This is a genomic window from Pseudomonas sp. S37 (assembly GCF_016658545.1).
In the GTDB taxonomy this organism is placed as follows: domain Bacteria; phylum Pseudomonadota; class Gammaproteobacteria; order Pseudomonadales; family Pseudomonadaceae; genus Aquipseudomonas.
Window position 1 is genome coordinate 14,327 of the sequence record NZ_JACVZC010000057.1, and the last position, 22,342, is coordinate 36,668.

General features: G+C 60.8%; 18 protein-coding genes and 1 pseudogene. 15 read left to right on the forward strand and 4 right to left on the reverse strand.

Annotation, left to right across the window (positions count from 1 at the left end; all coding sequences use genetic code 11):
• The first annotated feature begins 5 nt into the window (after window positions 1-5).
• From IAE39_RS17585 to IAE39_RS17615, 7 genes are read left to right on the forward strand one after another with little or no spacing between them, the layout of a single operon-like run.
• Window positions 6-872, forward strand: coding sequence for a class I SAM-dependent methyltransferase (locus IAE39_RS17585; protein WP_201204846.1), 867 nt, complete (start codon window positions 6-8; stop codon window positions 870-872).
• Window positions 862-2,499 (forward strand): FAD-binding oxidoreductase, encoded by a 1,638-nt coding sequence (locus tag IAE39_RS17590; RefSeq protein WP_201204848.1) that lies wholly within the window; start codon window positions 862-864, stop codon window positions 2,497-2,499. Before IAE39_RS17585 ends, IAE39_RS17590 begins: the two co-directional genes overlap by 11 nt.
• Entirely contained in the window at window positions 2,496-3,260 is a 765-nt protein-coding gene (locus IAE39_RS17595; protein WP_201204850.1) for a hypothetical protein, read from the forward strand. The genes IAE39_RS17590 and IAE39_RS17595 overlap by 4 nt, the downstream gene beginning before the upstream one ends.
• A gap of 20 nt (window positions 3,261-3,280) precedes the next feature.
• Window positions 3,281-3,919: a peroxiredoxin-like family protein gene (locus IAE39_RS17600; protein ID WP_201204852.1), complete on the forward strand. Its 639-nt coding sequence runs from the start codon at window positions 3,281-3,283 to the stop codon at window positions 3,917-3,919.
• Window positions 3,920-3,976: 57 nt separating this feature from the next.
• Window positions 3,977-5,641: an NAD(P)/FAD-dependent oxidoreductase gene (locus IAE39_RS17605; protein ID WP_201204854.1), complete on the forward strand. Its 1,665-nt coding sequence runs from the start codon at window positions 3,977-3,979 to the stop codon at window positions 5,639-5,641.
• Entirely contained in the window at window positions 5,641-7,128 is a 1,488-nt protein-coding gene (locus IAE39_RS17610; protein ID WP_201204856.1) for an amidase, read from the forward strand. Before IAE39_RS17605 ends, IAE39_RS17610 begins: the two co-directional genes overlap by 1 nt.
• Before the next feature lie 23 nt (window positions 7,129-7,151).
• Entirely contained in the window at window positions 7,152-8,540 is a 1,389-nt protein-coding gene (locus tag IAE39_RS17615; protein WP_201204858.1) for a cation:proton antiporter, read from the forward strand.
• Here IAE39_RS17615 and IAE39_RS17620 read toward each other — a convergent pair.
• Window positions 8,504-9,085: a hypothetical protein gene (locus IAE39_RS17620; protein ID WP_201204861.1), complete on the reverse strand. Its 582-nt coding sequence runs from the start codon at window positions 9,083-9,085 to the stop codon at window positions 8,504-8,506. The two genes, IAE39_RS17615 and IAE39_RS17620, sit on opposite strands and share 37 nt — an antisense overlap.
• 225 nt (window positions 9,086-9,310) lie before the next feature.
• On the opposite strand from IAE39_RS17620, the gene IAE39_RS17625 reads away from it, so the two are divergent.
• Window positions 9,311-11,443, forward strand: coding sequence for a TonB-dependent receptor (locus tag IAE39_RS17625; RefSeq protein ID WP_201204863.1), 2,133 nt, complete (start codon window positions 9,311-9,313; stop codon window positions 11,441-11,443).
• 77 nt (window positions 11,444-11,520) lie between these two features.
• Here IAE39_RS17625 and IAE39_RS17630 read toward each other — a convergent pair whose 3' ends face one another.
• The gene (locus IAE39_RS17630) at window positions 11,521-12,813 is read right to left on the reverse strand and encodes a PQQ-dependent sugar dehydrogenase (RefSeq protein WP_201204865.1); all 1,293 of its coding nucleotides are present in this window, start codon (window positions 12,811-12,813) and stop codon (window positions 11,521-11,523) included.
• Entirely contained in the window at window positions 12,810-13,238 is a 429-nt protein-coding gene (locus tag IAE39_RS17635; protein ID WP_201204867.1) for a DUF2231 domain-containing protein, read from the reverse strand. Before IAE39_RS17635 ends, IAE39_RS17630 begins: the two co-directional genes overlap by 4 nt.
• A 282-nt stretch (window positions 13,239-13,520) precedes the next feature.
• Between IAE39_RS17635 and IAE39_RS17640 the strand changes: the two genes are divergently transcribed.
• The 7 genes and pseudogenes from IAE39_RS17640 to IAE39_RS17670 all read left to right on the forward strand — a co-directional run bounded on the left by IAE39_RS17640 (window position 13,521) and on the right by IAE39_RS17670 (window position 21,317).
• Window positions 13,521-13,811, forward strand: coding sequence for a hypothetical protein (locus tag IAE39_RS17640; protein ID WP_201204869.1), 291 nt, complete (start codon window positions 13,521-13,523; stop codon window positions 13,809-13,811).
• Between the two features lie 425 nt (window positions 13,812-14,236).
• Window positions 14,237-15,457 carry a hypothetical protein gene (locus IAE39_RS17645; protein WP_236548668.1) on the forward strand — a complete coding sequence of 407 codons (1,221 nt, stop codon included), beginning with the start codon at window positions 14,237-14,239 and terminating at the stop codon, window positions 15,455-15,457.
• A 4-nt stretch (window positions 15,458-15,461) separates the two neighbouring features.
• On the forward strand, window positions 15,462-16,355 hold the full coding sequence (locus tag IAE39_RS17650) for a DUF6708 domain-containing protein (RefSeq protein ID WP_201204871.1): 894 nt from the start codon (window positions 15,462-15,464) through the stop codon (window positions 16,353-16,355).
• Window positions 16,352-16,546 (forward strand): annotated as a pseudogene (locus tag IAE39_RS17655) (hypothetical protein); the annotation flags it as partial. The gene IAE39_RS17650 and the pseudogene IAE39_RS17655, both read left to right, overlap by 4 nt.
• A gap of 7 nt (window positions 16,547-16,553) precedes the next feature.
• Window positions 16,554-17,447 carry a DUF6708 domain-containing protein gene (locus IAE39_RS17660; protein WP_201204875.1) on the forward strand — a complete coding sequence of 298 codons (894 nt, stop codon included), beginning with the start codon at window positions 16,554-16,556 and terminating at the stop codon, window positions 17,445-17,447.
• A complete protein-coding gene (locus tag IAE39_RS17665; RefSeq protein ID WP_201204877.1) occupies window positions 17,444-20,434 on the forward strand; it encodes a T6SS effector BTH_I2691 family protein in 2,991 nt (996 codons plus the stop codon). The genes IAE39_RS17660 and IAE39_RS17665 overlap by 4 nt, the downstream gene beginning before the upstream one ends.
• A 4-nt stretch (window positions 20,435-20,438) precedes the next feature.
• Window positions 20,439-21,317: a DUF6708 domain-containing protein gene (locus IAE39_RS17670; RefSeq protein WP_201204879.1), complete on the forward strand. Its 879-nt coding sequence runs from the start codon at window positions 20,439-20,441 to the stop codon at window positions 21,315-21,317.
• Here IAE39_RS17670 and IAE39_RS17675 read toward each other — a convergent pair.
• Window positions 21,304-22,116 carry a class I SAM-dependent methyltransferase gene (locus IAE39_RS17675; RefSeq protein ID WP_201204881.1) on the reverse strand — a complete coding sequence of 271 codons (813 nt, stop codon included), beginning with the start codon at window positions 22,114-22,116 and terminating at the stop codon, window positions 21,304-21,306. The genes IAE39_RS17670 and IAE39_RS17675 overlap by 14 nt on opposite strands.
• Window positions 22,117-22,342 lie beyond the last annotated feature (226 nt).

Below are 22,342 nucleotides of genomic sequence, written 5' to 3' on the forward strand. Positions count from 1 at the left end.
AGTTCATGGATACGGGATTGCTGCGCGCGATCTACAGGGAAATCACCCTCAGGCAACCTTTGGTACGGACGCCCGAGCCCGACCTGGTGATGGCCGACGATACCTGCGTCACGGCCTATGCCGACAGTGCCGGCCAAGGCCAGGCGCTGTCCGGCACCTACCTCTACCACTGTGCGCAGATGTGCGCCTTGATCAAGCCTGGCGATGTCGTGCTGGACATCGGCTGCGGCCCTGCCAGCCTGCTGTTGCAACTGGCCCGTCTGAACCCACGGGCCGAGTTCATCGGCGCCGACCTATCGGCCAGTATGCTCGACGTGGGCCGCGCTGCGATTGCCCAGCAGGGCATCGATAATGTCGAACTGCGCGAGGAAGACATGACCCGCCTGGCCGGCATCGCCGACCGCAGCGTTGACGTGGTGATTTCTTCGATGGCCTTGCATCATCTGGCCGACCTTGCACAGCTGGAAGCAACGTTCCGCAACATTGCACGCGTACTGCGCAATGATCGGGCCATCTACCTGAACGATTTCGGCCGGCTCAAGTCGCTGGAGTCGGTGGATTACTTCGTCAGCCGCGCCAGCGACGGTGCCGACCAGGCGACCTTGCTCGACTATCGCAACTCGTTGTTGGCGGCGTTCTCGCTGGAAGAGTTCCAGACCCTTGCCGCCAGCTACCTTGGGCCGTGCGCCAGAGTCTACAGCACCGTCGTCAGCCCCCTCATGATGGTCATCCGCACGCCAAAACGGCGCTGCGTGGCGGCGATGAAGGCCGAATTCCGCCGCCGCTACCGCGAATTGCCACGCAGCCGTCGGGCCGATGTCGACCAGCTACGCCTGTTCCTTGGCATGGGAGGCCTGGCGAGTGCGTTCTGACCCGAAACACTTGCAGGCAGCCCTGACGGCCTGGTGCAGGTTGCTGGGCGATGCCAACGTGCAGTGCGATGCCGCCACCCTCGGCCAACTGAGCCAGGACACCATGCGCTCCCCCGCGCATGCCTGCGCCAGGCTCAGGCCGGCAAGCAGCGACCAGGTGGCAGCCTGCCTGGCCATTGCGCGCCAATACGGCATTGCCTTGCAACCTGCCAGTACCGGCCACAACTGGGGCTACGGCAGCGTCGCGACCGCGCACAACCGGTGCGTGCAGCTTGATCTGTCGCGCATGGACAAGATCCTCGACTTCGACGAGGCGCTGGCCGTGGTCACCCTGGAGCCCGGCGTGACCCAGGCTGCACTGGCCGATTACCTGGCGAGCCGTGGCCTGCCGTTCCTCACCCCGGTCACCGGTGCGGGGCCAACCTGCAGCGTGCTGGCCAACGCGCTGGAACGGGGCTTCGGCATTACGCCGGTCACCGACCACTGGCAAGCCGTCATGGGCCTGGAGGCCATCCTGCCCGACGGCCAGCATTACCGGTCGCCAATGTGGGCCGCTGGCACTACCCCCTGCTACAAGTGGGGCGTCGGCCCTTACCTGGACGGCCTGTTCGGCCAGAGCGGGCTGGGTGTGGTGACGAAGATGTCGATCGCCTTGGTCCGGCGCCCGCAAGTGGTGCAGCCGTTCTATTTCTGGGTGGATTCGGGCGCACAACTGCCCGCCGCCCTGGACGGCGTGAAGCGTATCCTCGACCGTTGCGGCGGCCAGGTGGGCGGCATCAACCTGATGAACAGCACACGCCTGCTGAGCATGGCTTACAACGACCAACCCCTTACCCGCCTGAGCCCGGACGAGCGTGACGCCGCAGCGCGGTCACTGGCACTGCCCGCCTGGATGGGCGTGGGCTCGATCTATTGCGAGCACGCCCAGCTGGCATCCGTCAAAGGCATCATCCGCAGCGAACTGCGCCGTTTCAGCAGCCGCTACCAGTTCCGCAGCCAGCGCCAGCTGGTGTTGGCCGAGCGCGCCCTGCGCCTGTTGCCGGGTGCCTGGTCCAGACGCTGGCAACTGACCTTGGGCAAACTGCGCATGGGCGTCGAGCTGATGCATGGCCAGCCAAACCAGGTGGCGCTGCCGCTGGCCTACGCTGGCGGTGCACGACCACGGCCAGGTGCCTTGCTCGACCCGGCCCGGGACAATTGCGGCCTGATCTGGTACGCACCGGTCCTGCCACTGCGAAGCCAGCAGGTGGCCACGTTCGTCGGCCAGATGGAGCAACTGTGCCTGGGCCAGCAACTCCCCTGCCCGGTAACCCTCACCACCTTGTCCGGCCGCGCCATCGATTGCACCGTGCCGCTGCTGTTCGATCGCGATGATAGCCAGGCCAGCGGGCGCGCCGAAGATTGCTACCGGCAGTTGTTCGCCAGTGGCAGGCAACAAGGCGTACTGCCCTATCGCGTGCCGCTGGCCTTCATGGACCTGTTGGCCGAGGCGCAGGGCAGTGCCTGGCAACTCGGCCAGCGCCTGAAGGCTGCCCTGGACCCACAGCACCTGCTGGCACCTGGGCGCTATTGCTCGCTGCCAACCATTACCGAATGCCCACCCGCCGCCATGGAACCCCAGCTATGAGTGACCCACGCAAGCACCTGATCGACCTGGGCCAGCTGCCAACCCGCAACCTGGCCGAATGCCTGGCAGTAGACCAGCGGGTCCTGGCCAACGCCTTGGGTAGCCAGCTACCGGTTGAACTGGTCGGGCAATTGGCAGGCGCTGCCGAGCAGGCCCAGGTATTGGGCCTGTCGAAAAAGGTCGCGGCCATCGGCCTGGCGCTGGGCCAGTGGCTGGAGCAAACCCCCATGCCAATGCGTCAGCAGGTGTTCGAGCAATGCTGCACACACCCGTCCGACACGGTACGCAGCTGGGCCGCGTTCGCCCAGGCACACCTGTCACGCGCCCAGCCCCCGGAAGAAGCTTTGCTTGCGCAACTGCGCTTCGCTCGCGACGAACACTTCGGCGTGCGCGAATGGGCCTGGATTGCCCTGCGTCCACGCCTGGCCCAGGACCTCGAGGCCACCCTCGCCCTGCTTGGCCGCCACGCCGCTGACAGAGACCCGCTGGTACGGCGCTTCTGCATCGAGATCCTGCGCCCGCGCGGGGTCTGGTGCGAACACATTGCCACGCTCAAGCAACAGCCGGAAATCGCTGAGCCCTTGCTGGTTCCGCACCTGGCCGAAGCCGAGAAATACGCTCAGGACTCGGTGGCCAACTGGCTCAACGATGCCAGCAAGACCCGGCCTGACTGGGTGCTCCAGCTGTTTCAACGCCATCCCCCCGCGTGCAAGGCCTCGCGGCGGATCCAGACCCGGGCAACACGTAGCCTGCCCCAGTGAATCACTTCAAGGAGAAAAGCATGTCACTCAAGGAAAAACTCGACAGCGTCAAACTGCAGATGGCCCAACTGCCCGCCGAAGTGCTGGAGAAGTTCGCGACCTCGCTGCAGGCCCTGATTGCCCGACACCCCGAAACCCATGCACTAAAGGCCGGCGACAACGCACCACTGACGGTACTGGAAGATGCCGATGGCAAAGCGGTGGACCTGCGCGCCTTGCTGGCGCGCGGCCCCCTGGTACTGGTGTTCTACCGCGGCCTGTGGTGCCCCTTCTGCAATGTCACGCTGAGCGAATACCAACAGGTCGTGGCCGACCTCGCCAACAGTGGTGCGACCTTGGTGGCCATTTCCGCCCAGAGCACCGCAGCCACCCTGCAAACCCGCGAAGCCCTGGGTGTGCGCTATCAGTTGCTCAGCGACCCAGGCAACCAGCTGGCGCGCCAGTACGGCATCGTCTTCGAACTGGAGCCCGAACTGGAAGCGGTCTACCGCGCCCTCGGCGCCGACCTCAAGGCACTCAATGACAGCGACGACCTCAGCCTGCCAATGGCCAGTGCCTTCGTCATCGGCCAGGACGGGCGCATCCGCCAGGCCTTCATCAACGTCGACTATTCCGAGCGTGCCGAACCCCAGGCACTGATCGAAGCAGCCAGCCACTGAGTTGTCCTTCCCGGCACCGGGCTGGCCCGGTGCCCCACCTCATCACGGACTGATGACATGAAACGTATCGCCATCATGGGTGCCGGCGTGGCCGGCCACCTTGCTGCCCTGTACCTGCGCAAACGCCTGCCAGGCGTGGAAGTGACGCTGATCGGCCGCCCGGACCGCAAGCGGCCGATCGTCGGTGAATCGACCGTCGAACTGACCACGCATTTCTTCAAGGGTATCGGCCTGGGCAGCCTGCTAGAGGAAAAGCACTACCACAAGTACGGCCTGACCTATTACCTGAAGCTGCGCAACAACCCGGAATGCCGCAACTATGTGGTCCATGAAGCGCCCGGCGTGATTCGCATGCCGGCGTATAACCTCAACCGCTTCAGCTTCGACAAAGACCTGCGCGCGATTGTCGCCGACCAGCAGGTGCAACTGGTCGAGGCCGACGTGGCCGCTGTTGATTTGCACGAAGGCGAGCATACCCGCCACCGCCTGACACTGCGCAGCGAAGCGCAGACCTGGCAGCTGGATGCCGACTGGGTGGTAGACGCAACGGGCCGTAACCGCTTCATGGCCAAGAAGCTCAAGCTGCACAAGGAGCCCACCTACCAGCGCAGTACCTTCTGGTTCCGCCTGCGCCAGTTCGACCGCGGCATCCTGCACAGCATCAATACCCACAAGGACAAGCACCACTGCTACGACCCTTACTACGTCACCCACCATTTCTACGGTAAGGGTTACTGGATCTGGCTGATACCCATGCGCAGTGACGACGGTGCCGACATGATCAGCATCGGCATCACCTACCGCCCGGACATGATCAGCGAACGCATCGGAACGCTGGAGGCCTTCAAGGAGCGGGTCATGGCCGATCACCCGGTGATCACCGAACTGATGGCCTCGGGTGAAGTCGTCGACCAGCATGCCATGTACAACTACATGTACGAGGCCAGCCAATACTACTCCACCGATGGCTGGTTCCTGATCGGTGATGCGGCGTTCACCTTCGACCCGGCCAACAGCGCCGGGCTGGCCTACGTCGCCCAGCAGATCCCGCAGGTAGCGGCAATGATCGAGAAAGACATCCAGGGCACCCTGACGCCGGCCTACGTCAATTGCCTGGAATCGCACATTCAGGCACAGCTGGCACTGCAGGACACCTGGAGCAAGTGGTACGAAGTGATGGACGACCCGTTCCTGATGGGCTGGACACTGCTGTTTGCGAACATGGCGTACTTTCACGTGGTGCTGCCGATGTATGTCAGTGGCGACTTTCTCGATGGCCACCAGGCTCAGCAGTTCGCCGACCTGCTGCCGCGCTACACGCGTGACCTGCAGCCCTCGCCGCTGCCCTTCGCCTGCCTGCTGCGCGAGGTACGCCGTTCCAACCCAGGCATCAGCCCGCAGATGATCCCCAACCTGTATTCGCGCACCATCAACTTTGCCCTGTACAAGGCCGACAACCAGGCTCGCCCGCGCTACGCTGCCAGCTACTTCCTGCGCTCGGCCCTGTTGCGCGTGCGCTTGATGCGCATGGTGCGCTGGAGCCTTGCCCCGCGCCACCTGAAACTGCTGGCCCGGCACAGCCTGGGCACCCTGCAAGACCTGGCGCGCGCCGCCAGCCTTCGGCTGATGCCATCACTGTTCTACAAATATGGCGAGGCGCCAGAGCTGCTCAAGTCGCCGTTCGCCGGCGATGGCGGCTTCCTCGACCTGGCACGGCACTGATGACCTTGCCCATGACCCCGGCTGGCAGCAGCGAGCTGCTGGCCCAGAGCGCCGTGCGCATGGCCGCGCAGATCCGCGAAGGCGCGTTGTCGCCGGTGGCACTGGTGGAACAGAGCATCGCCCGCTGCCAGGTCGTGCAGCGCCGCTGCAACGCGGTGGCGGTTGCACTGTTCGACCAGGCACGGCGGGCCGCCGAGCAGGCCGAGCGCCAACGTGACCAGGGTGCTGCACTGGGCCGCCTGCACGGCGTGCCCTTCAGCTTCAAGGAGGGCCTGGGCTTGCTTGGCGCACCCAAGACCTGTGGCTCGACGCTGCGCAGGCAACAGGTTGCGCAGTTCACGGCCACCGCCGCGCAGCGCCTTATCGATGCAGGCGCCATCCCCGTCGCGCTGGGCAATCAGGCCGAGATGGCACTCTGGCCAGAAACCGACAACCCGGTCTACGGCCGCACCTGCAGCCCTTACCAGCGCGAGCGCAGTGCCGGTGGCAGCAGTGGCGGGGATGCCGTGTTGGTAGCCAGCGCCTGTGTGCCGTTTGCGCTGGGCACCGACGGCGGCGGTTCGGTGCGTATCCCCGCCGCCTGCAACGGCATCTTCGGCCTCAAGCCATCACGGGGGCTGGTGCCATTGACGGGTCATCTGCCCCTGGATGAGCGTGGCCTGGGGCAAGCGCACAACATGGCCATTGCCCGGCACTTCGCCGCCGGCCCGATGTGCCGGCACGCCGAAGACCTGCCCGTGCTGCTGGAGATCATCTCCGGCCCCGACCAGCAAGACGGCAACATCACCTGCCGCTATACCCCTCGCCAGGCGCCTGCGCCCCTGCGCAAGCTGTACCTGTACCAACCCGAACGCCTGAGCCGGGGCAGCCGGGTATCACCGGCCGTGGCCAAGGCATTGGACGACCTGGCCCATCACTACCAGAACCAGGGCACCCGGGTTGAACGCTGGCACGCCCGTGAGATGGACGACGGGTTCGGCATCTGGCTGGCCGTGCTCAAGAAAGAAGCCGGCGTGCGTCTGGCCGACATCCTGGGCGACGGGCAGCCGGTGGCGCACTTCAGCCACGCCTGGCAAGCGCTGGTCGGCAAGCCGCGCCATGCCACCGGGCCCTGGCTGGCTACCTTGCTCGACAGCCTCGGCGAATGCGTGGGCAACCCTGGCCTGACCCATCGGCTGCCCAGGCGTGACGCCCTACAGCAGGCTCTGGGCACATGCCTGGATGGGCACAGCCTGCTGGCGCTGCCAACCCTGCCCGGCGCTTCACCCGGGCACGGCCATGCCCTGCGCTACCCGGGCGACATTGGTTACACCGCACTGTTCAACGTACTGGGCCTGCCAGCGCTCAGCGTGCCAATGGGGCGCCTCGACGGCGGTTGCCCGGTTGCGCTGCAGCTGGTCGCCGGCCATGGCCAGGAGCACCTGCTGCTGAGCGCCGCACAGGCTTTGGAACACACATTTGGTGGCTGGCTCGCACCGCCTTTCTGACTCCCCACGTTCAGGACCTCGTCATGACCAACACCCTACACGCCAGTACCGTGCAGCTCGCGCCTGCGCCCCAGGCGCAATCCGCCGTCGGCTCGCAGGCCGAGCACCTGACCTTGATGTTCCTGCTGCAACTCATCGTGATCTTCAGCGTATCGCGGCTGATCGCCTGGTTCAGCACCTGCCGCCTCGGCCAGACCCCGGTCGCCGGCGAAATTCTCGCCGGGCTGGTGCTGGGCCCGAGCCTGTTGGGCTACTTCTTCCCCGAGCAACTGGCCGCACTGTTTGTGCCGCAGACCGCCACCGCGTTTGTAGTCACTGCGCAGATCGGCCTGATCCTGCTGATGTTCCAGGTCGGCCTGGAGTTCGAGTTCGGCACGCACCTCAAGGGCCGCAAGCGCTCGGTCATACTCATCAGCATGGGTGGGCTGCTGGTGCCATTCGCCAGCGGCATGCTCACTGCCGAGTACTTCTGGCAACAGATCGACGGTGAAAAACCGGCCCTGCTGGCGTTCCAGCTGTTCTTCGCCACCGCGTTGTCGATTACCGCCCTGCCCATCCTCGGGCGAATCTTCATGGAGCTGGGCCTGTCGCGCTCACGCGTGGCCACCCTCACCATCGGCGCGGCAGCCATTGACGACGTCTGCGGTTGGCTGATTCTCGGGGGCGTCACTTCTTTGATCGCCTCGCAATTCAACCCTTGGGCTTCGCTGGCGCGGATGCTGGCGCTGGCCCTGTTCATTCTGCTGGTGTGTTGCCTGGTGCGGCCGCTGGTGATGCGCTGGATCCTGGGCGACCTGGAACGGCGGCCGCTATCGTCGCAGGGCATATCGTTGATGTTGATCATCCTGCTGGCCAGCGCAACGGTGACCAACCTGATCGGAGTCTTCTCGATCATCGGCGGTTTCATTCTCGGCGTTGCCCTGCACAGCCAGCGCACGTTCGTGCAACAGTGGAATGCCAAGGTCAGTGGGGTCGTCAACGCGTTCTTCCTGCCGATCTTCTTTGCCTATACCGGGTTGCGGACCGACATCGGCGCGCTGCAAGGCATGAGCGCGTTGTGGAACTGCCTGCTGATCTGCCTGGTTGCCTTCGCCAGCAAGTTCTTCGGTGCCTATGGGGCCAGCCGCCTGCTCGGCGAGAACCGCCGCGATGCGGCGCTGATCGGCGTGTGCATGAATACCCGGGCACTGATGGAACTGGTGGTGCTCAACGTTGGTTACGACCTGGGCGTACTGCCCAAGGAGTACTTCACCTTGCTGGTGATCATGGCCATCATCAGTACCTTCATCGCCTCGCCACTCATTCGCCTGCTGACAGCCCATGCCAGGCCGCCGCATGAGGCCCCGGAGGCAACCGAGGCCAGTTGCGGCCGAGGTCAGCGCGAGGTTTCGACGCGCAGCACTTCGGTGTAGATCGCGTCGACCGTCTGGCCGACCTTGAGGTTTTTCATGCGTGCCTGCAAGTCAGGGTTCTCGACCTTGACCACTTGCAGCTTGCCTTCCGGCGGCAGCAGGCTTACCTCATGAGTCTTGAGGTCGATCTTCTTGATCTGCGAAGTTACCCTGACCTGGCGGAACGCCTCGCCGCCCGGGTTGGGGTTTTCGGCTGTGGCACGGATGGTACCGGACTCTTCGCTCGCCTTCGGCGCCCCGCCAACGTCAGTGTTGAGCACGTAGGCCACTGCACGGGTGACATAGATGTCGACCTGGTCACCGACCTTCAGGTTGGGCAGCGCCTTGGCTTTCTCGGTCAGCTGGAACGTCACATCCTTCTTGTCATCCGGGCCCTTCACCGTGACCTGGCGGTTGGCCAGGTCGATAGCGGTGACTTGCGTGGTGACGTGACTTTCCAGCGCTTCGCTGCCAATGGGGATATCGGCAGCCTGCACCGCAAAGCTGGCTGCAGAGGCCAGCGTGGCAAGGGCGACAGCACGAGCGAGAGTACGAATCGGGTTCATAGGCCTGCTTCCATGTGATCAAGTCCGAATAGGCGCGTGAAATGCTCACGCGCTAACAAGCATAGCCAGTGCCGGCCACCTTGCCGGCCCTTCCCTTACGACACATTCCGTCGTCATTTCGCCATCCGGAGCCTTGTAATAGCAAATGCGAACTCTTTACACTTGCTTTACATTTACAAATCGTTACTATTCGTGACCTTCAAAAACAACAAAGAGTCACCTGTAATGGCAAAAAGGTCTGTTGCCCCAGCATCCATTTCCATGCTGGGCCTGCTGGTTGTGCCTGCTGTTCACGCTGCCGTTCAAACCCAGGCGCAAGGCTCCCTCGCCCTACCCGCCACCGCCGTCACCAGTGCCTACGAGCAGCAAAGCTACAAGGCCAGTGAAAGCCGCAGTGCCATGAAGATCGACGCGCCGCTGCGCGACATCCCGCAAACCGTCAACGTCGTCCCTGAAAGCGTGATCAAGGACCAAGGCGCGCAGTCGATGGAAGACGTGCTGAAGAATGTGCCCGGCATCGGCCTGTCCAACGGCGACGGCCAGCGCGACCAGGTGACCATCCGCGGCTTCAGCGCCATTGGCGACATGTACATTGATGGTGTGCGTGACGACGCCCTGTACTTCCGCGACCTGTCCAACGTTGAGCGGGTCGAGGTAATCAAAGGCCCGGCAGCCGTGTTGTATGGCCGTGGCTCTTCGGGCGGGCTGATCAACAGCATCAGCAAGAAACCAAGCTTCACGCCCAAGCGCGAGGTCGGCATGAGCTTTGACAGCGAAGGCAAGCGCCGCACCCAGTTCGACAGCGGTTGGGCCGACCCGCAAGGCAACCAGGCGTACCGCGTGACCGGGGCCTTCGAAGACAGCGACACCTTCCGCGACGATGGCTACATCGACCGCAAGGCCATTGCGCCGTCGGCCTACTTCCGCCTGTCCGACGACCTGGAACTGAATCTGGGCGCCACCTACCTGTACGATAAACGCCTGATCGACTTCGGCATCCCGGCACTGGGCAACCGCCCGGTGGACGTGGACCGCGACAAGCGTTTTGGTTCGGGTGACGCCGACCAGGACTACGCCCGCAGCGAGGTATTCTCGCTGACCGCCAGCCTGGACTACCGCATCAACGACAACTTCACCCTGACCAACACCAGCCGTTACTACCGCTACGACCTGGACCGCAACAACACCCTGGCCGACAGCAGCCCGACGCGTTTCGTCACCGCGCCCAATGGCGAACTGCTGGTCAAGCTCAACCGCGGCAACGTCGCCCGCGACGAATACGGTGTATTCAACCAGACCGAACTCAAGCAACAGGCGCAACTGGCCGGCATGCAGCACAACCTGTTGTATGGCGTGGAGGTAGGCTTCCAGGACAAGTACCAGCGCGTATTCAGCCAGAACAACGTGGCCCAGGTGCCGGTGTACCGCGACGCCCTGGTGCCGGTACCGGAGCATGCCGCCAGCCTGTCGTCCAAGGGCACCAACTTCCAGCAGACCACCGGCCTGTACCTGCAGGACATGATCGAGCTGAACGAACACTGGAAGGCGCTGGTGGGTGTGCGTTACGACATCTTTGGCCAAGAGTACGACGACGACCGTGTGCAGAACGTCGACCTCGACCGCACTGACAAGACCTGGAGCCCACGTGCCGGCCTGGTCTATCAACCCGATGCAATCCAGTCCTACTACGTGTCGGTCAGCCGCAGCTACCAGCCTTCGGGTGAAGTGTTCGCAGTCAGCCCGACCAACCAGCACCTGGAACCGGAAGAAACCACCAACTACGAAATCGGCGCCAAGTGGGACCTGCTCGACAGCCGCCTGTCGCTGACCGCTGCAGTGTTCCGCCTTGAACGCACCAACATGAAGACCGCCGACCCGGCCAACCCGAACCTGACCGTGCTGGCGGGCGAGCAGCGTACCGATGGCTTCGAGGCCACCGTCAGCGGGCAGCTCTCGGACAAGTGGCAGATTTATGCAGGCTATGCCTATCTGGACGCCGAAATCACCAAGTCCAACAGCAAAACCAACGGTGTGGATAACGAAGGCCAGACCCCCACCCTGACGCCGCGCAACAGCGCCAACGTCTGGCTTGTGCGTACCCTGACCCCACAATGGCGCGTTGCCGCGGGTGCCAACTACGTCGACGAGCGCTACACCGCACTCGACAACGTGGTGGTAATGCCCGGCTACACCACCTTCGACGCCGCGCTGCTATACAGCGTGCCGCAGTGGGACGCCGCGCTGCGCCTGAAGAACGTGTTCGACCGTGACTACTATGCCTCGGCGCACGGTTCGGTGGACCTGGTTACCCCAGGGGCACCGCGCACGCTGGAGGCCAGCTTCAATTACCGTTTCTGATCAAAGCTAGATCTTGCGCTGCCTACGCGGGCCTCATCGCCAGCCTAGGCAGCACACTACGTCTGCTGCCACGGCGTTCAACGGCTACGCGTCACCCGCCAAACCGTATTGGCCAAATCATCGGCAATGATCAGCGCCCCGCGCGGGTCCACCGTCACCCCCACCGGCCGCCCGCGGGTCTTGCCATCCTCACCACGAAAGCCCGTGGCAAAATCGATCGGTTCCCCAGCCGGTTTGCCATTGCTGAACGGCACAAAGATCACCTTGTAGCCCACCGGGTTGGGTCGGTTCCAGCTGCCGTGCTCACCCACGAAAACACCGTCGGCGAAACGCTCGCCCATGGCCGGGAGCGAGAAGTCGACGCCCAATGCCGCCACATGCGAGCCCAGGCTGTAGTCCGGCTTGATCGCCGCCGCTACCTTGTCCGGGTTCTGCGGCCGCACCCGCTCATCCACGTTCTGCCCCCAGTAGCTATACGGCCAGCCATAGAACCCACCTTCACGTACAGAAGTGAGGTAGTCCGGCACCAGGTCAGGCCCCAGTTCGTCGCGCTCGTTGACCACTGTCCACAGCTGCCCGGTCTGCGGCTGGATGGTCAGTGCCGTCGGGTTGCGCAGACCAGTGGCATAAGGCCGGTGCGCGCCGGTTTCGGCATCCACCTGCCAGACCATGGCCCGGTCGATCTCCACTTCCAGCCCGCGCTCGGTGATGTTGCTGTTCGATCCGATGCCCACATACAGATAGCGGCCGTCATCGCTAACCGTCAGCGCCTTGGTCCAGTGGTGGTTGATCTCCGCCGGCAGGTCGGTGACCTTGGTTGGCGGGCCGTCGGCCTGGGTCTGGCCTTCTTTATAGTCAAAGCGCACCAACGCATCCTGGTTGGCCACATACAGCTTGCCGTTGGCAAAGGCCAGGCCGTAGGGCGCGTTGAGGTTTTCCGCGAACACGGTCTGCACCTCGTAAGTACCATCGCCGTCAGCGTCGCGCAGCAAGGTCAGGCGGTTGCCGCCCTTGACCTGGGTGTTGCCCTTGGCCTTGATCTGGCTGGCGATCACATCTTTGGGCTTGAGCTTTGCCGCACTGCCACCCCTGCCCTCGGCCACCAGGATATCGCCGTTGGGCAGCACCAGGCTCTGCCGCGGAATCTTCAGGTCGGTGGCGATCGCCGTGACACTGAAGCCCTCAGGCACCGTCGGTTTGTGCTCACCCCAGGCAACTGGCTGGGCAATCTTCATGCTTGGTAGCAGGCCACGCTGCGGCTCGGGCAATTTCGGGTCCGGCCCGTGGGCCTGGGTTGGCTCGCCATCCCCCCCACAGGCACTCAGCAACAGCGCCATGCTCAACAGGCTCAATGCATGCAAAGGCTTCATGCCGCACCTCCCGCACGCAGGTTGCTCAAGCCGGTCCAGGCAGCGGCTACCGCGAGCACGGTCACGATCACCGACAGCACCAGCCCCGACGGCATCACTGCCCAGGCATCCTTGGCGTGTTCGAAGGCATTGATCAGCCCAAGCACCCAGGTCACCAGAAGCAGCAAGAAGTACAGCGTCGGCCGCCCACCCTTGCGCTCGGCGCGGAGCAGGTTGGCCAGCGCGAACAACAGCGCCAGCCCGCAGAACACCAGTCCTCCGGCGATCAACCAGGCAGCGAAGTTGCTCCACTGGATCTGGTAGCTGTTGTAGTAGGCGATATCGCTCAACAAGGCGCCGAGGAACAACGGCACACCGCCGGCCAGCAATAGTGCGTGCAGCGGGCTGGGCGTGCGGCGGTAGAGGGTTTGGTCTAATGCGGTCACGTTGCCTCCTTTTCATTCAGTGACCCGAGGCTGATGGGCTTGTGCCATCAGGCGAGCGCAGGGTGCGCCTAGCAAAGGAGCCCCTTGACGGCACGATAGTTCACCGTTTCGCTGGAATGAAATATCCTGCAAGGCATTAGGCTCGAAAGCCGTCGCCATTCCTTGTGGGAGCGGGTTTACCCGCGAAGGGCGCACCACGGTGCATGGCACCGGCTACGCCGGTGTTCGCGAATGAACTCGCGCCTGCACGAGACAGCGTTGCTGATACGAAGGAGACAACACGTGAGCAGCAAACCGCTCCGCCCTTACACCCCCTGGGCGCTGACCACCCTGCTCGCCCTAAGCCTGGCGCTCACCGCGGGCTGCTCAAGCAAGACCCGCTACGCCACGCCTGCGGTGGGCTCCAACTGCTTCGCCAAAGCCGTCCCAACCACCGGCGAGGGCGGCCTGGCCTGGGGCAATACCCTGAGCATTGCCCGACAGAAATCCATGAACAACTGCATACGCTACGCCAGCCGCTCTGGTGGCACGCCCAGAACTTGTCAAGTAGTAATGGCCAAGTGCAAAAACTGATGTAGACAAACAAATCAACAAGAAAGAAATTTCCTACAAGTTAAATTCAACTTTCAACAGATTAAATTCACATTCACAACCACGCAAAATAACTCAAATAAAATCTTACACTTTCTGCCTCGACCCCAACATTAAAAACGAGGCATCGTCTTTCAATCGAAAGCTGACAAGCGCATACCTCCCGCAGCACACACGTAAACTTTACGCTTCGGCGCGAAGCACATAGCGAAAGCCAAATTTCAGCAACACTGAACAATTTACAACCGACCAATATTTCAGTCTTTTCAGCACTGGAACAGGCCACTTTACGCCTGAAGTTCGAAGAGTCTGTTCTTTGCGCAAGGAGTTCGCATGAGCAACGCCTCCGTCAGGCCATCGCGGAGAATCCCTTCAGCGAGGAGGTACACAAGTACCTGAAGAGCGGCATGGCGCAGGTTGAAGAGATGAAGGAACTGCGCATCTCGGGTAGCCGGACGGTATCGATTGAACTGACCACCACCGCGCGGGTGAAACCCAACTTCCTCGGGTTGCTGACAACGGGCGGTGGCGGGGGTTTGAACGCTGGGATGCTGTGGTTCAACGTGATCTCGCTCAAGGCGGCTTACAACAGCCTGCAGCAGAGTGATGCACCGGAATACACGATGGGGTTTGCTTCATCGATTCTTGGAGTAATTGGCGCAACATCGGCGACGCTGGTCAGCGTACGCGCAACGCAGAAAGCTGTGATGCTGAGGTTAAGCTCAACTTTCCCTGGAATGGCCTTTGGTAACGGTTTCATTAATTTTCTAACGAGTAATCTTTTTGCACGTATATCAGCCTACCCAACGATTGCCGCAGGATTTTCCGCTGATGGACTTAAAGCAGCACGCCAGTGGCAGAACGGCAATCTTACCTCTGGGATATATACAGCGACAGGCGGTGCTTTAACGGCCCTGGGCTCTATTCTAATCCTAGAAGGCACTCTCGCTATCGCAGGCACTACGATTTCTGTTCTCTTAGCAGGCGGCGTCGCAGCGGCGCTTGCATTAGCCGGCGCCGCTTTGATTGGAGGCGGTCTTTTTTTCTACTCAAAAGCACATTCCCGCCTTCACAGTCCTCTTGAACTTTGGGCGTCGAGAAGCATTTTCGGCACGAGGGAGAATGACGGTGAGGCTCGAGAGAATATAAAACTTGATTTCGAAAAAAAACTACCACCTTTTCGCCATCTCCACGAAGAAGTCCAGGCATGGCAGATTGAATTTTTCTCGCCAAGAGTTTTATCGACAACACAATCGACGCAACTCGGCCTACGTGACCTCACGACAGGATATAACATACACAATAAGTGGTCGACGCCTGACTCGATAACACTAATCCACACACACGTTACTGATGAAAACTCAACAGTAGAGGTTACTCTCCTTTTACCAGATTTTGTGCTGGGTCAAAGTGAATGGTCTGGAATTATTCAAAGCCATAGCTTCGACAAACACGCAACTCGCACTCACATAATACCGGACTGCTATATGACATCAGCTGGATTAGTGCTCCATTACAAATCGGAAGCGAAGGGAATCAAATCAGTAACACTGACACTTAATTACTACAAAAATAGAGAACTGGATTACGGCACTCCTTCGACTGCAACAATTCTTGTGGAGCGTTAACCCCATGTCGACTGTCTGGCTTTTCAATTTATCGAACAAATCAACATACAAGCCAAAAATCTTAGGGCAGCTTGTTTACGCGAATATCTCAACCTTATGCCTGCGAAACCCTTGGGTTTCCGACTCTGTATTCATGGGGAAGACCTATGTTGCATCCTTTTTATTTACTTTTTTCTTTTCTTGCTACAACCTCACCGATAGCAACATAGACTACTCCCTTGACGGCGGCACGATTTTTATCGGTATTTTTATTTCAATGCCGTTCATTTTTACTCCATTTTTAGCCTACAGATTATTACTCATAAAAAGCCTATCAAACATCTTTCTCAATCGTTCAACCAGAAAGATTTATTATAAACGCTTCAAAAAAATTATTGTATTTGACTGGAATAACGTTGGTGGTGGTGTTTTCAAACGCAGGGAGTTCACTGGCTCATCCTTCACCACCAGCTATGCCCTCGCCTTCGCCCCGCGCCGGGAAGACGGCAGCCTTCACCAAAAGGATTGCCTCTGGGTCGACAGCAACGAACCCACCGAGCCCGGCGTCAAACACGTCGCCGAAGTCTGGGAATACCTCCGGCATTTCATGGATCACGGCCCGGACAAGCTCCCACCGCCCGGCGAACCCAACTGGTGGCACAAACCACTGCACGCCATCTGCCTGACCCCGGCAGAAGCCTGGCGCCACTACGCCCCGTGGCGCACCGGCGAGCCCGGTGAAATGCAGGGCAAGAAAAACTGGCAGCTGCCGTTCTGGGCCGTGCTGTTCCCCTACAACCTCACCGTCGCCATCGCCTGGTACTTCGTCTGCAAGCTCTTCAATGTCCGCGCAGCTCCACCTCCCCCAGAAGCGTTTGAGGAAGCACCAGCACGTACAGTCAAAAGGAAGCGGCCATGACAGATGCCTCCGTCAGCAGCGCCACTTCCGGCCCCGCCTGCAGCGCACGCATCCCCATCTTGCCAGTGCGCTACGCCATCGTACCGCGCACCGGCGACATGCCCGCCTGCCGCTATGCCGATTCAGGTTTCAACCTCGAGCAAGGTTTATCCCCAAACGCCTATTCAACCTCAACCTTTCATATCGAGAGATAGCGCCATGGGCACTGTATGGCTATTCAGCCCACACACAAAAACTGGTATAACCCCTAAAATTCACGGACAGATCTCCAACTTAACCAACTCAATAGCACAATTGAGAAACCCATGGGTTTCCGATTCAGTATTCATGGCAAAAATGTATACAGCCTCGGTATTAATCATAGCGCTTGCATGCTACCCTGGCCTCATGAGCCTCTCGATAAATTACGAACAAGAAGGTGCGTATGCATTTATTGTAATACAACTCCTTGGGCCATTTATCTTCGCACCATTCTTAGCCTACCGAATCTTCTTGATAAAAAACCTCTCTCAGATTTACCTCAACAGATCCACCAAGAAAATCTATTACAAACGAATAGGAAAGGTGTTTACCTTCGACTGGTACAACATCAGAGGCGGCTTATTCAAGCGCAGAGAATTCGGCGGCTCATCCTTCAGCACCAGCTACGCCCTCGCCTTCGCCCCGCGCCGCGAGGACGGCACCCTCCACCAAAAAGACTGCCTCTGGGTCGACAGCAACGAACCCACCGATTCCGATACCCGACACGTCGCCGAAGTCTGGGAATACCTCCGTCACTTCATGGACCACGGCCCGGACAAGCTCCCACCGCCCGGCGAACCCAACTGGTGGCACAAACCACTGCACGCCATCTGCCTGACCCCGGCAGAAGCCTGGCGCCACTACGCCCCGTGGCGCACCGGCGAGCCCGGTGAAATGCAGGGCAAGAAGAACTGGCAACTGCCGTTCTGGGCTGTGCTGTTCCCCTACAACCTCACCGTCGCCATCGCCTGGTACTTCGTCTGCAAGCTCTTCAATGTCCGCGCAGCTCCACCTCCCCCGGAAGCGTTTGAGGAAGCACCAGCACGTACAGTCAAAAGGAAGCGGCCATGACAGATGCCTCCGTCAGCAGCGCCACTTCCGGCCCCGCCTGCAGCGCACGTATCCCCATCCTGCCGGTGCGCTACGCCATCGTGCCGCGCACCGGCGACATGCCCGCCTGCCGCTATGCCGATTCAGGTTTCAACCTCGAACAGCGCTTCGGGGCGCTGCAACATTCCGCCTACACCCTGCGCGCGCTGCGCCTGGGCTATGTCTATGTGTTCATGAAAGGCGCGCTGGGCGAACGGCTGGTCATTCACGAATACGTCGGCGCAGGCCGTTATAAAGAGCTGCTCTACCGCGGGCTGGAGGACTACCACCTGCGGGACCGTTACCTGTCCAGCGGCACCATGGGCTGGGTGTGGGCCGACACCTGCCCCGATACCGCCAGTGAAGTGTGGATCGGCTACAGCCCGCACCTGTGGACCAACGCCATGACCGCCCGCATCACCGGCTCGCCTGCCCTGCGCAAGCGGCACATGCGCCAGCTCGACATGGCCGAGCTGATCGCCGGCAACCAGGCCCCCTCGACCCAGCCCCATGTGCTGCCGGTCAGTGCCCTGCAAACCTGGGTCGAAGACTACAAACCCACCGACCGGCGCATGCCCCTGACCTGGAGCAGCGACCCGATCCACGAAACCTTGCCCATCGGCAACCTCGTCGCCGTCAGCCGCCACTACCCCTACACCCAGCCGAAGGTACCGGTCGTGGTGGCGCTCGCCGACGCCGAGGGCATGGCCCTGGACCTGAGCCTGACGGTGTCGGCTTACCAGCATCAACTGCGCGACCTGATACCCGCCGAGCAGCTGGAACACCTGAAGCCCGCACAACCGCCTGAACAGGAACGCGTGCCGGCGTGCTTCAAGCTGGACGCCGAGCAGCTGAGCGTGCAAAGCCGCGACTTCCACCACCGCAACTTGGTGGCCATGCTGCTGAACAAGACCCTGGAAAGCCTGTACCCGGCCGATGCGCCTGCCGTGGAGCTGGCCGAATTCCGGCTTGGCATCGAGCGCCGCGGACCCGCCCTGTCGCCGTCCGAGTCACGCTTCCAGGCCCTCACCCACGAAGACTACTCCCCCCACGGTGCGCGCCTGGCACAGCGCCTGGACCTCGCCAAGTACCAGCGTTTCAACAGTGAACGCGATGAACTGGAACGGCGGATCATCGCGTTGCGCAACCAGGCCCTGCAAGCCAGCAACGACCATGACGCCTGGCTCGGAACCGCCGAACCCCAGCATGTCGATAACCCCTACAGCCTGGCCGCTGCACTGGCCTGTTACGACCGTGACGAGATCGCTTCGGCCCGCGGGCTGGAAATTACACTGGCACTGCTGATTCAGCCGATGGGCCAGCCCACGCCCGGGACCGAAGAACAGGACCAGCGGTTCAAGCGCCTCGAACAGTGGCTGGACCAACACGACAGCCCGCTGTACACCGCCCTGGCACCGTTCAACCCGTTCAAGGACAAGGCCGATGCGATCGGCGGCCTGCTCGGCGCCAGCGACAACGTGATCCAAGGCTTGGCCGGCCGCTTCCCCGCCATGGCCGGCATCACCGATCTCACCGCCCAGACGGTGAACACCGTGGTGCTCAAGCGCCTGCGTGGGCAGACGAGGTGGGATGCCAGTCATGGCCTGCGTCAACAAGTGTTGCTGGCGGCGCGTGAGGGTAATGCCGAGAAAGCCCTGGGGCTGCTGGCGGCGCGCTACCGCATCACCGGCCAGGCCATCGCGGAGAATCCCTTCAGCGAGGAGGTACACAAGTACCTGAAGAGCGGCATGGCGCAGGTTGAAGAGATGAAGGAACTGCGCATCTCGGGTAGCCGGACGGTATCGATTGAACTGACCACCACCGCGCGGGTGAAACCCAACTTCCTCGGGTTGCTGACAACGGGCGGTGGCGGGGGTTTGAACGCTGGGATGCTGTGGTTCAACGTGATCTCGCTCAAGGCGGCTTACAACAGCCTGCAGCAGAGTGATGCACCGGAATACACGATGGGGTTTGCTTCATCGATTCTTGGAGTAATTGGCGCAACATCGGCGACGCTGGTCAGCGTCCGCGCAACGCAGAAGGCCGTGATGCTGAGGTTGAGTTCAACAGCACCGGGGATGGCTTTTGGCAATGGCATCATTAACTTTTTAACGAGTAATCTCTTTGCGCGAGTTTCAGCCTACCCAGCGATAGCAGCAGGATTTTTCTCTGATGGATTTAAATCAATACGCCAATTGCAGAACGGCGATCCCACCTCTGGGATATATACAGCGACTGGCGGTGCTTTAACGGGTTTGGGTTCTATTCTAACTCTAGAAGGAGCCCTTGCCATCGCAGGCACGACGATTGTTATTCCCTTTGCAGGCTGGACAGCAGCGGGACTTGTACTGGTAGGAGCCGCGTTGATTGGCATAGGACTATATTTCCACTCAAATGCACACTCCCGCCTTCACAACCCTCTAGAACTATGGGCGTGCAGAGGCATTTTCGGCACGAGGAAAAATGACGGCGAGGTACGAGAAAATATAAAGCTTGATTTTGAAAAAAAACTACCGCCATTTCGCCATCTCCACGATGAAGTCAAGGCTTGGCAGGTGGAATTTTTCTCGCCAAGAATTATATCAACGATGCAATCCGAGCAACTCGGTGTAGCCGGTCTCACGACAGGATTCAACCTGCAAAACGAGTGGTCGACACCTGACTGGACAACAATTATCCACACACACGTTACTCATGAAGGTTCAACAGTTGAGCTCACCCTTCTATTACCAGGTTTTTCACTAGGCCAAAGCGAATGGTCAGGCGATTTTATCAGCCATAGCTTCGACAAAAATATAATCCGCCTCCCTGTAACACCCGACTGCCACATGACACCCGCTGGTTTAGTACTTCATTACAAGGTTGAAGCGAGAGGAATCAGAGCTGTGACGCTCACGCTTGATTACGATAAAAACAGAAGCCTAGATAATAACACCTCCTCTACTACCACACTTTATCTGGAGCGCTAAATTCATGGCTACTGCTTGGCTTTTTAATCCATCGCACAACTCAGGGATCAAGCCAAAAATCTCTGGACAACTTGTTCAAGCACAAAATTCAATCTTATGCTTGCGAAACCCTTGGGTCTCAGACTCGGTATTCATGGGGAAAATCTACACCGCAATGATTATATCCACATGCATATTCTCTGTTTTCAACCTCACTGACAGCAATGTAGATTACTCACTAGAGGGTGGTTCAATCTTCGTTGCCATGCTAATTTTAGCACCGTTCATTTTTACGCCATTTTTAGCATATAGAATATTTTTCATAAAAAACCTTTCAAACATACTCCTGAACCGCCTAACAAAAAAAATCTATTACAAACGATTAAACAACCTCATAGTCTTCGACTGGAACAACGTTGGAGGCGGCGTATTCAAACGCACAGAGTTCACTGGCTCATCCTTCACCACCAGCTACGCCCTCGCCTTCGCCCCGCGCCGGGAGGACGGCACCCTCCACCAAAAAGACTGCCTATGGGTCGACAGCAACGAACCCACCGATTCCGATACCCGACACGTCGCCGAAGTCTGGGAGTACCTCCGCCACTTCATGGACCACGGCTCGGACAAGCTCCCACCGCCCGGCGAACCCAACTGGTGGCACAAACCACTGCACGCCATCTGCCTGACCCCGGCAGAGGCCTGGCGCCACTACGCCCCGTGGCGTACCGGCGAACCCGGTGAAATGCAGGGCAAGAAAAACTGGCAGCTGCCGTTCTGGGCCGTGCTGTTTCCCTACAACATCACGGTCGCCATCGCCTGGTACTTCGTCTGCAAGCTCTTCAATGTCCGTGCAGCACCACCACCGGCGGAGGCCTTCGAAGGGGCGCCTGCTAAGCCCGAATGAGCACCACCTCAAGGTACTCACTCGGCACCACCAACGACGACGGGCCTGCGACGTTGCTCTCATCCAGCAACTGGGTCAGGTCCCTTTCAAGTGCACCGGCGGCCTCCGGCTCCAGCGAGGCAAATGCCTTGTGCACCGGCCCATACCAGCTGCGAAACACATCGATGAAGTGCGCCGCCGAGCGGTAGCGGAAGTTGAACTGCTGGCGGTTGACCTGCAATTCACCAAGCGCCCCCTCGAACATCACCCGCAGCTGTTCCTCATCACCCCAGCGCGATGGCGGCAAAGCGCCAGCTGGCGGCGGCACGTGCCGCCCGAGGGTCTTGAACATCTGCCCGACAAAGCCTTGCGGGGTCCAGTTGGCCAGGCCAATGCGGCCACCAGGCCGGCATACCCGGGCCAGTTCACGCGCAGCCTGTGGCTGGTTGGGGGCGAACATCACGCCAAAGGTGGAAAGCACCGCATCGAAGGTGCCATCGGCAAACGGCAGCGCTTCAGCATCGGCGGCCTGGAACAACACGTTAAGGTGTTCGGCCCGGGCACGCTCCTCACCACGCTTGAGCAATTCAGGTACATAGTCCGTGGAGGTGACGCGGCAGCCGCGCCGGGCAGCAGCCAGGGTGGCGTTGCCATTGCCGGCGGCTACATCCAGCACCTGTTCGTCCCAGCGCAGGTCACAGGCTTCGGCCAGGCGTTCGCCTACCAGTTGCAGGGTGGTGCCGATTACCGCGTAGTCGCCACTGGCCCAGGCGGCTTGTTGGCGGGCTTTGAGGGCATTGGTGTCCAAAGGGGTGCTCATGGTCTGCGCCTTCTTGTCGCGCGCGGCCGAGGTCCTTCTGGCGGTGTTCGCGCCGTGGGTTCAGGGATGGGTGCAAAACAGTACGCGCTTGGCGGGCGAAGCGGCAAGACCGAATGGGGATAGGGGCAAGATTGAAGCGTTATATGAGGCTGCTTCCAAGGCGTGCCCAGGACCGGTGTAGGAGCGGGGGGGGGGGGGGGGGGGGGGGGGGGGGGGGGGGGGGGGG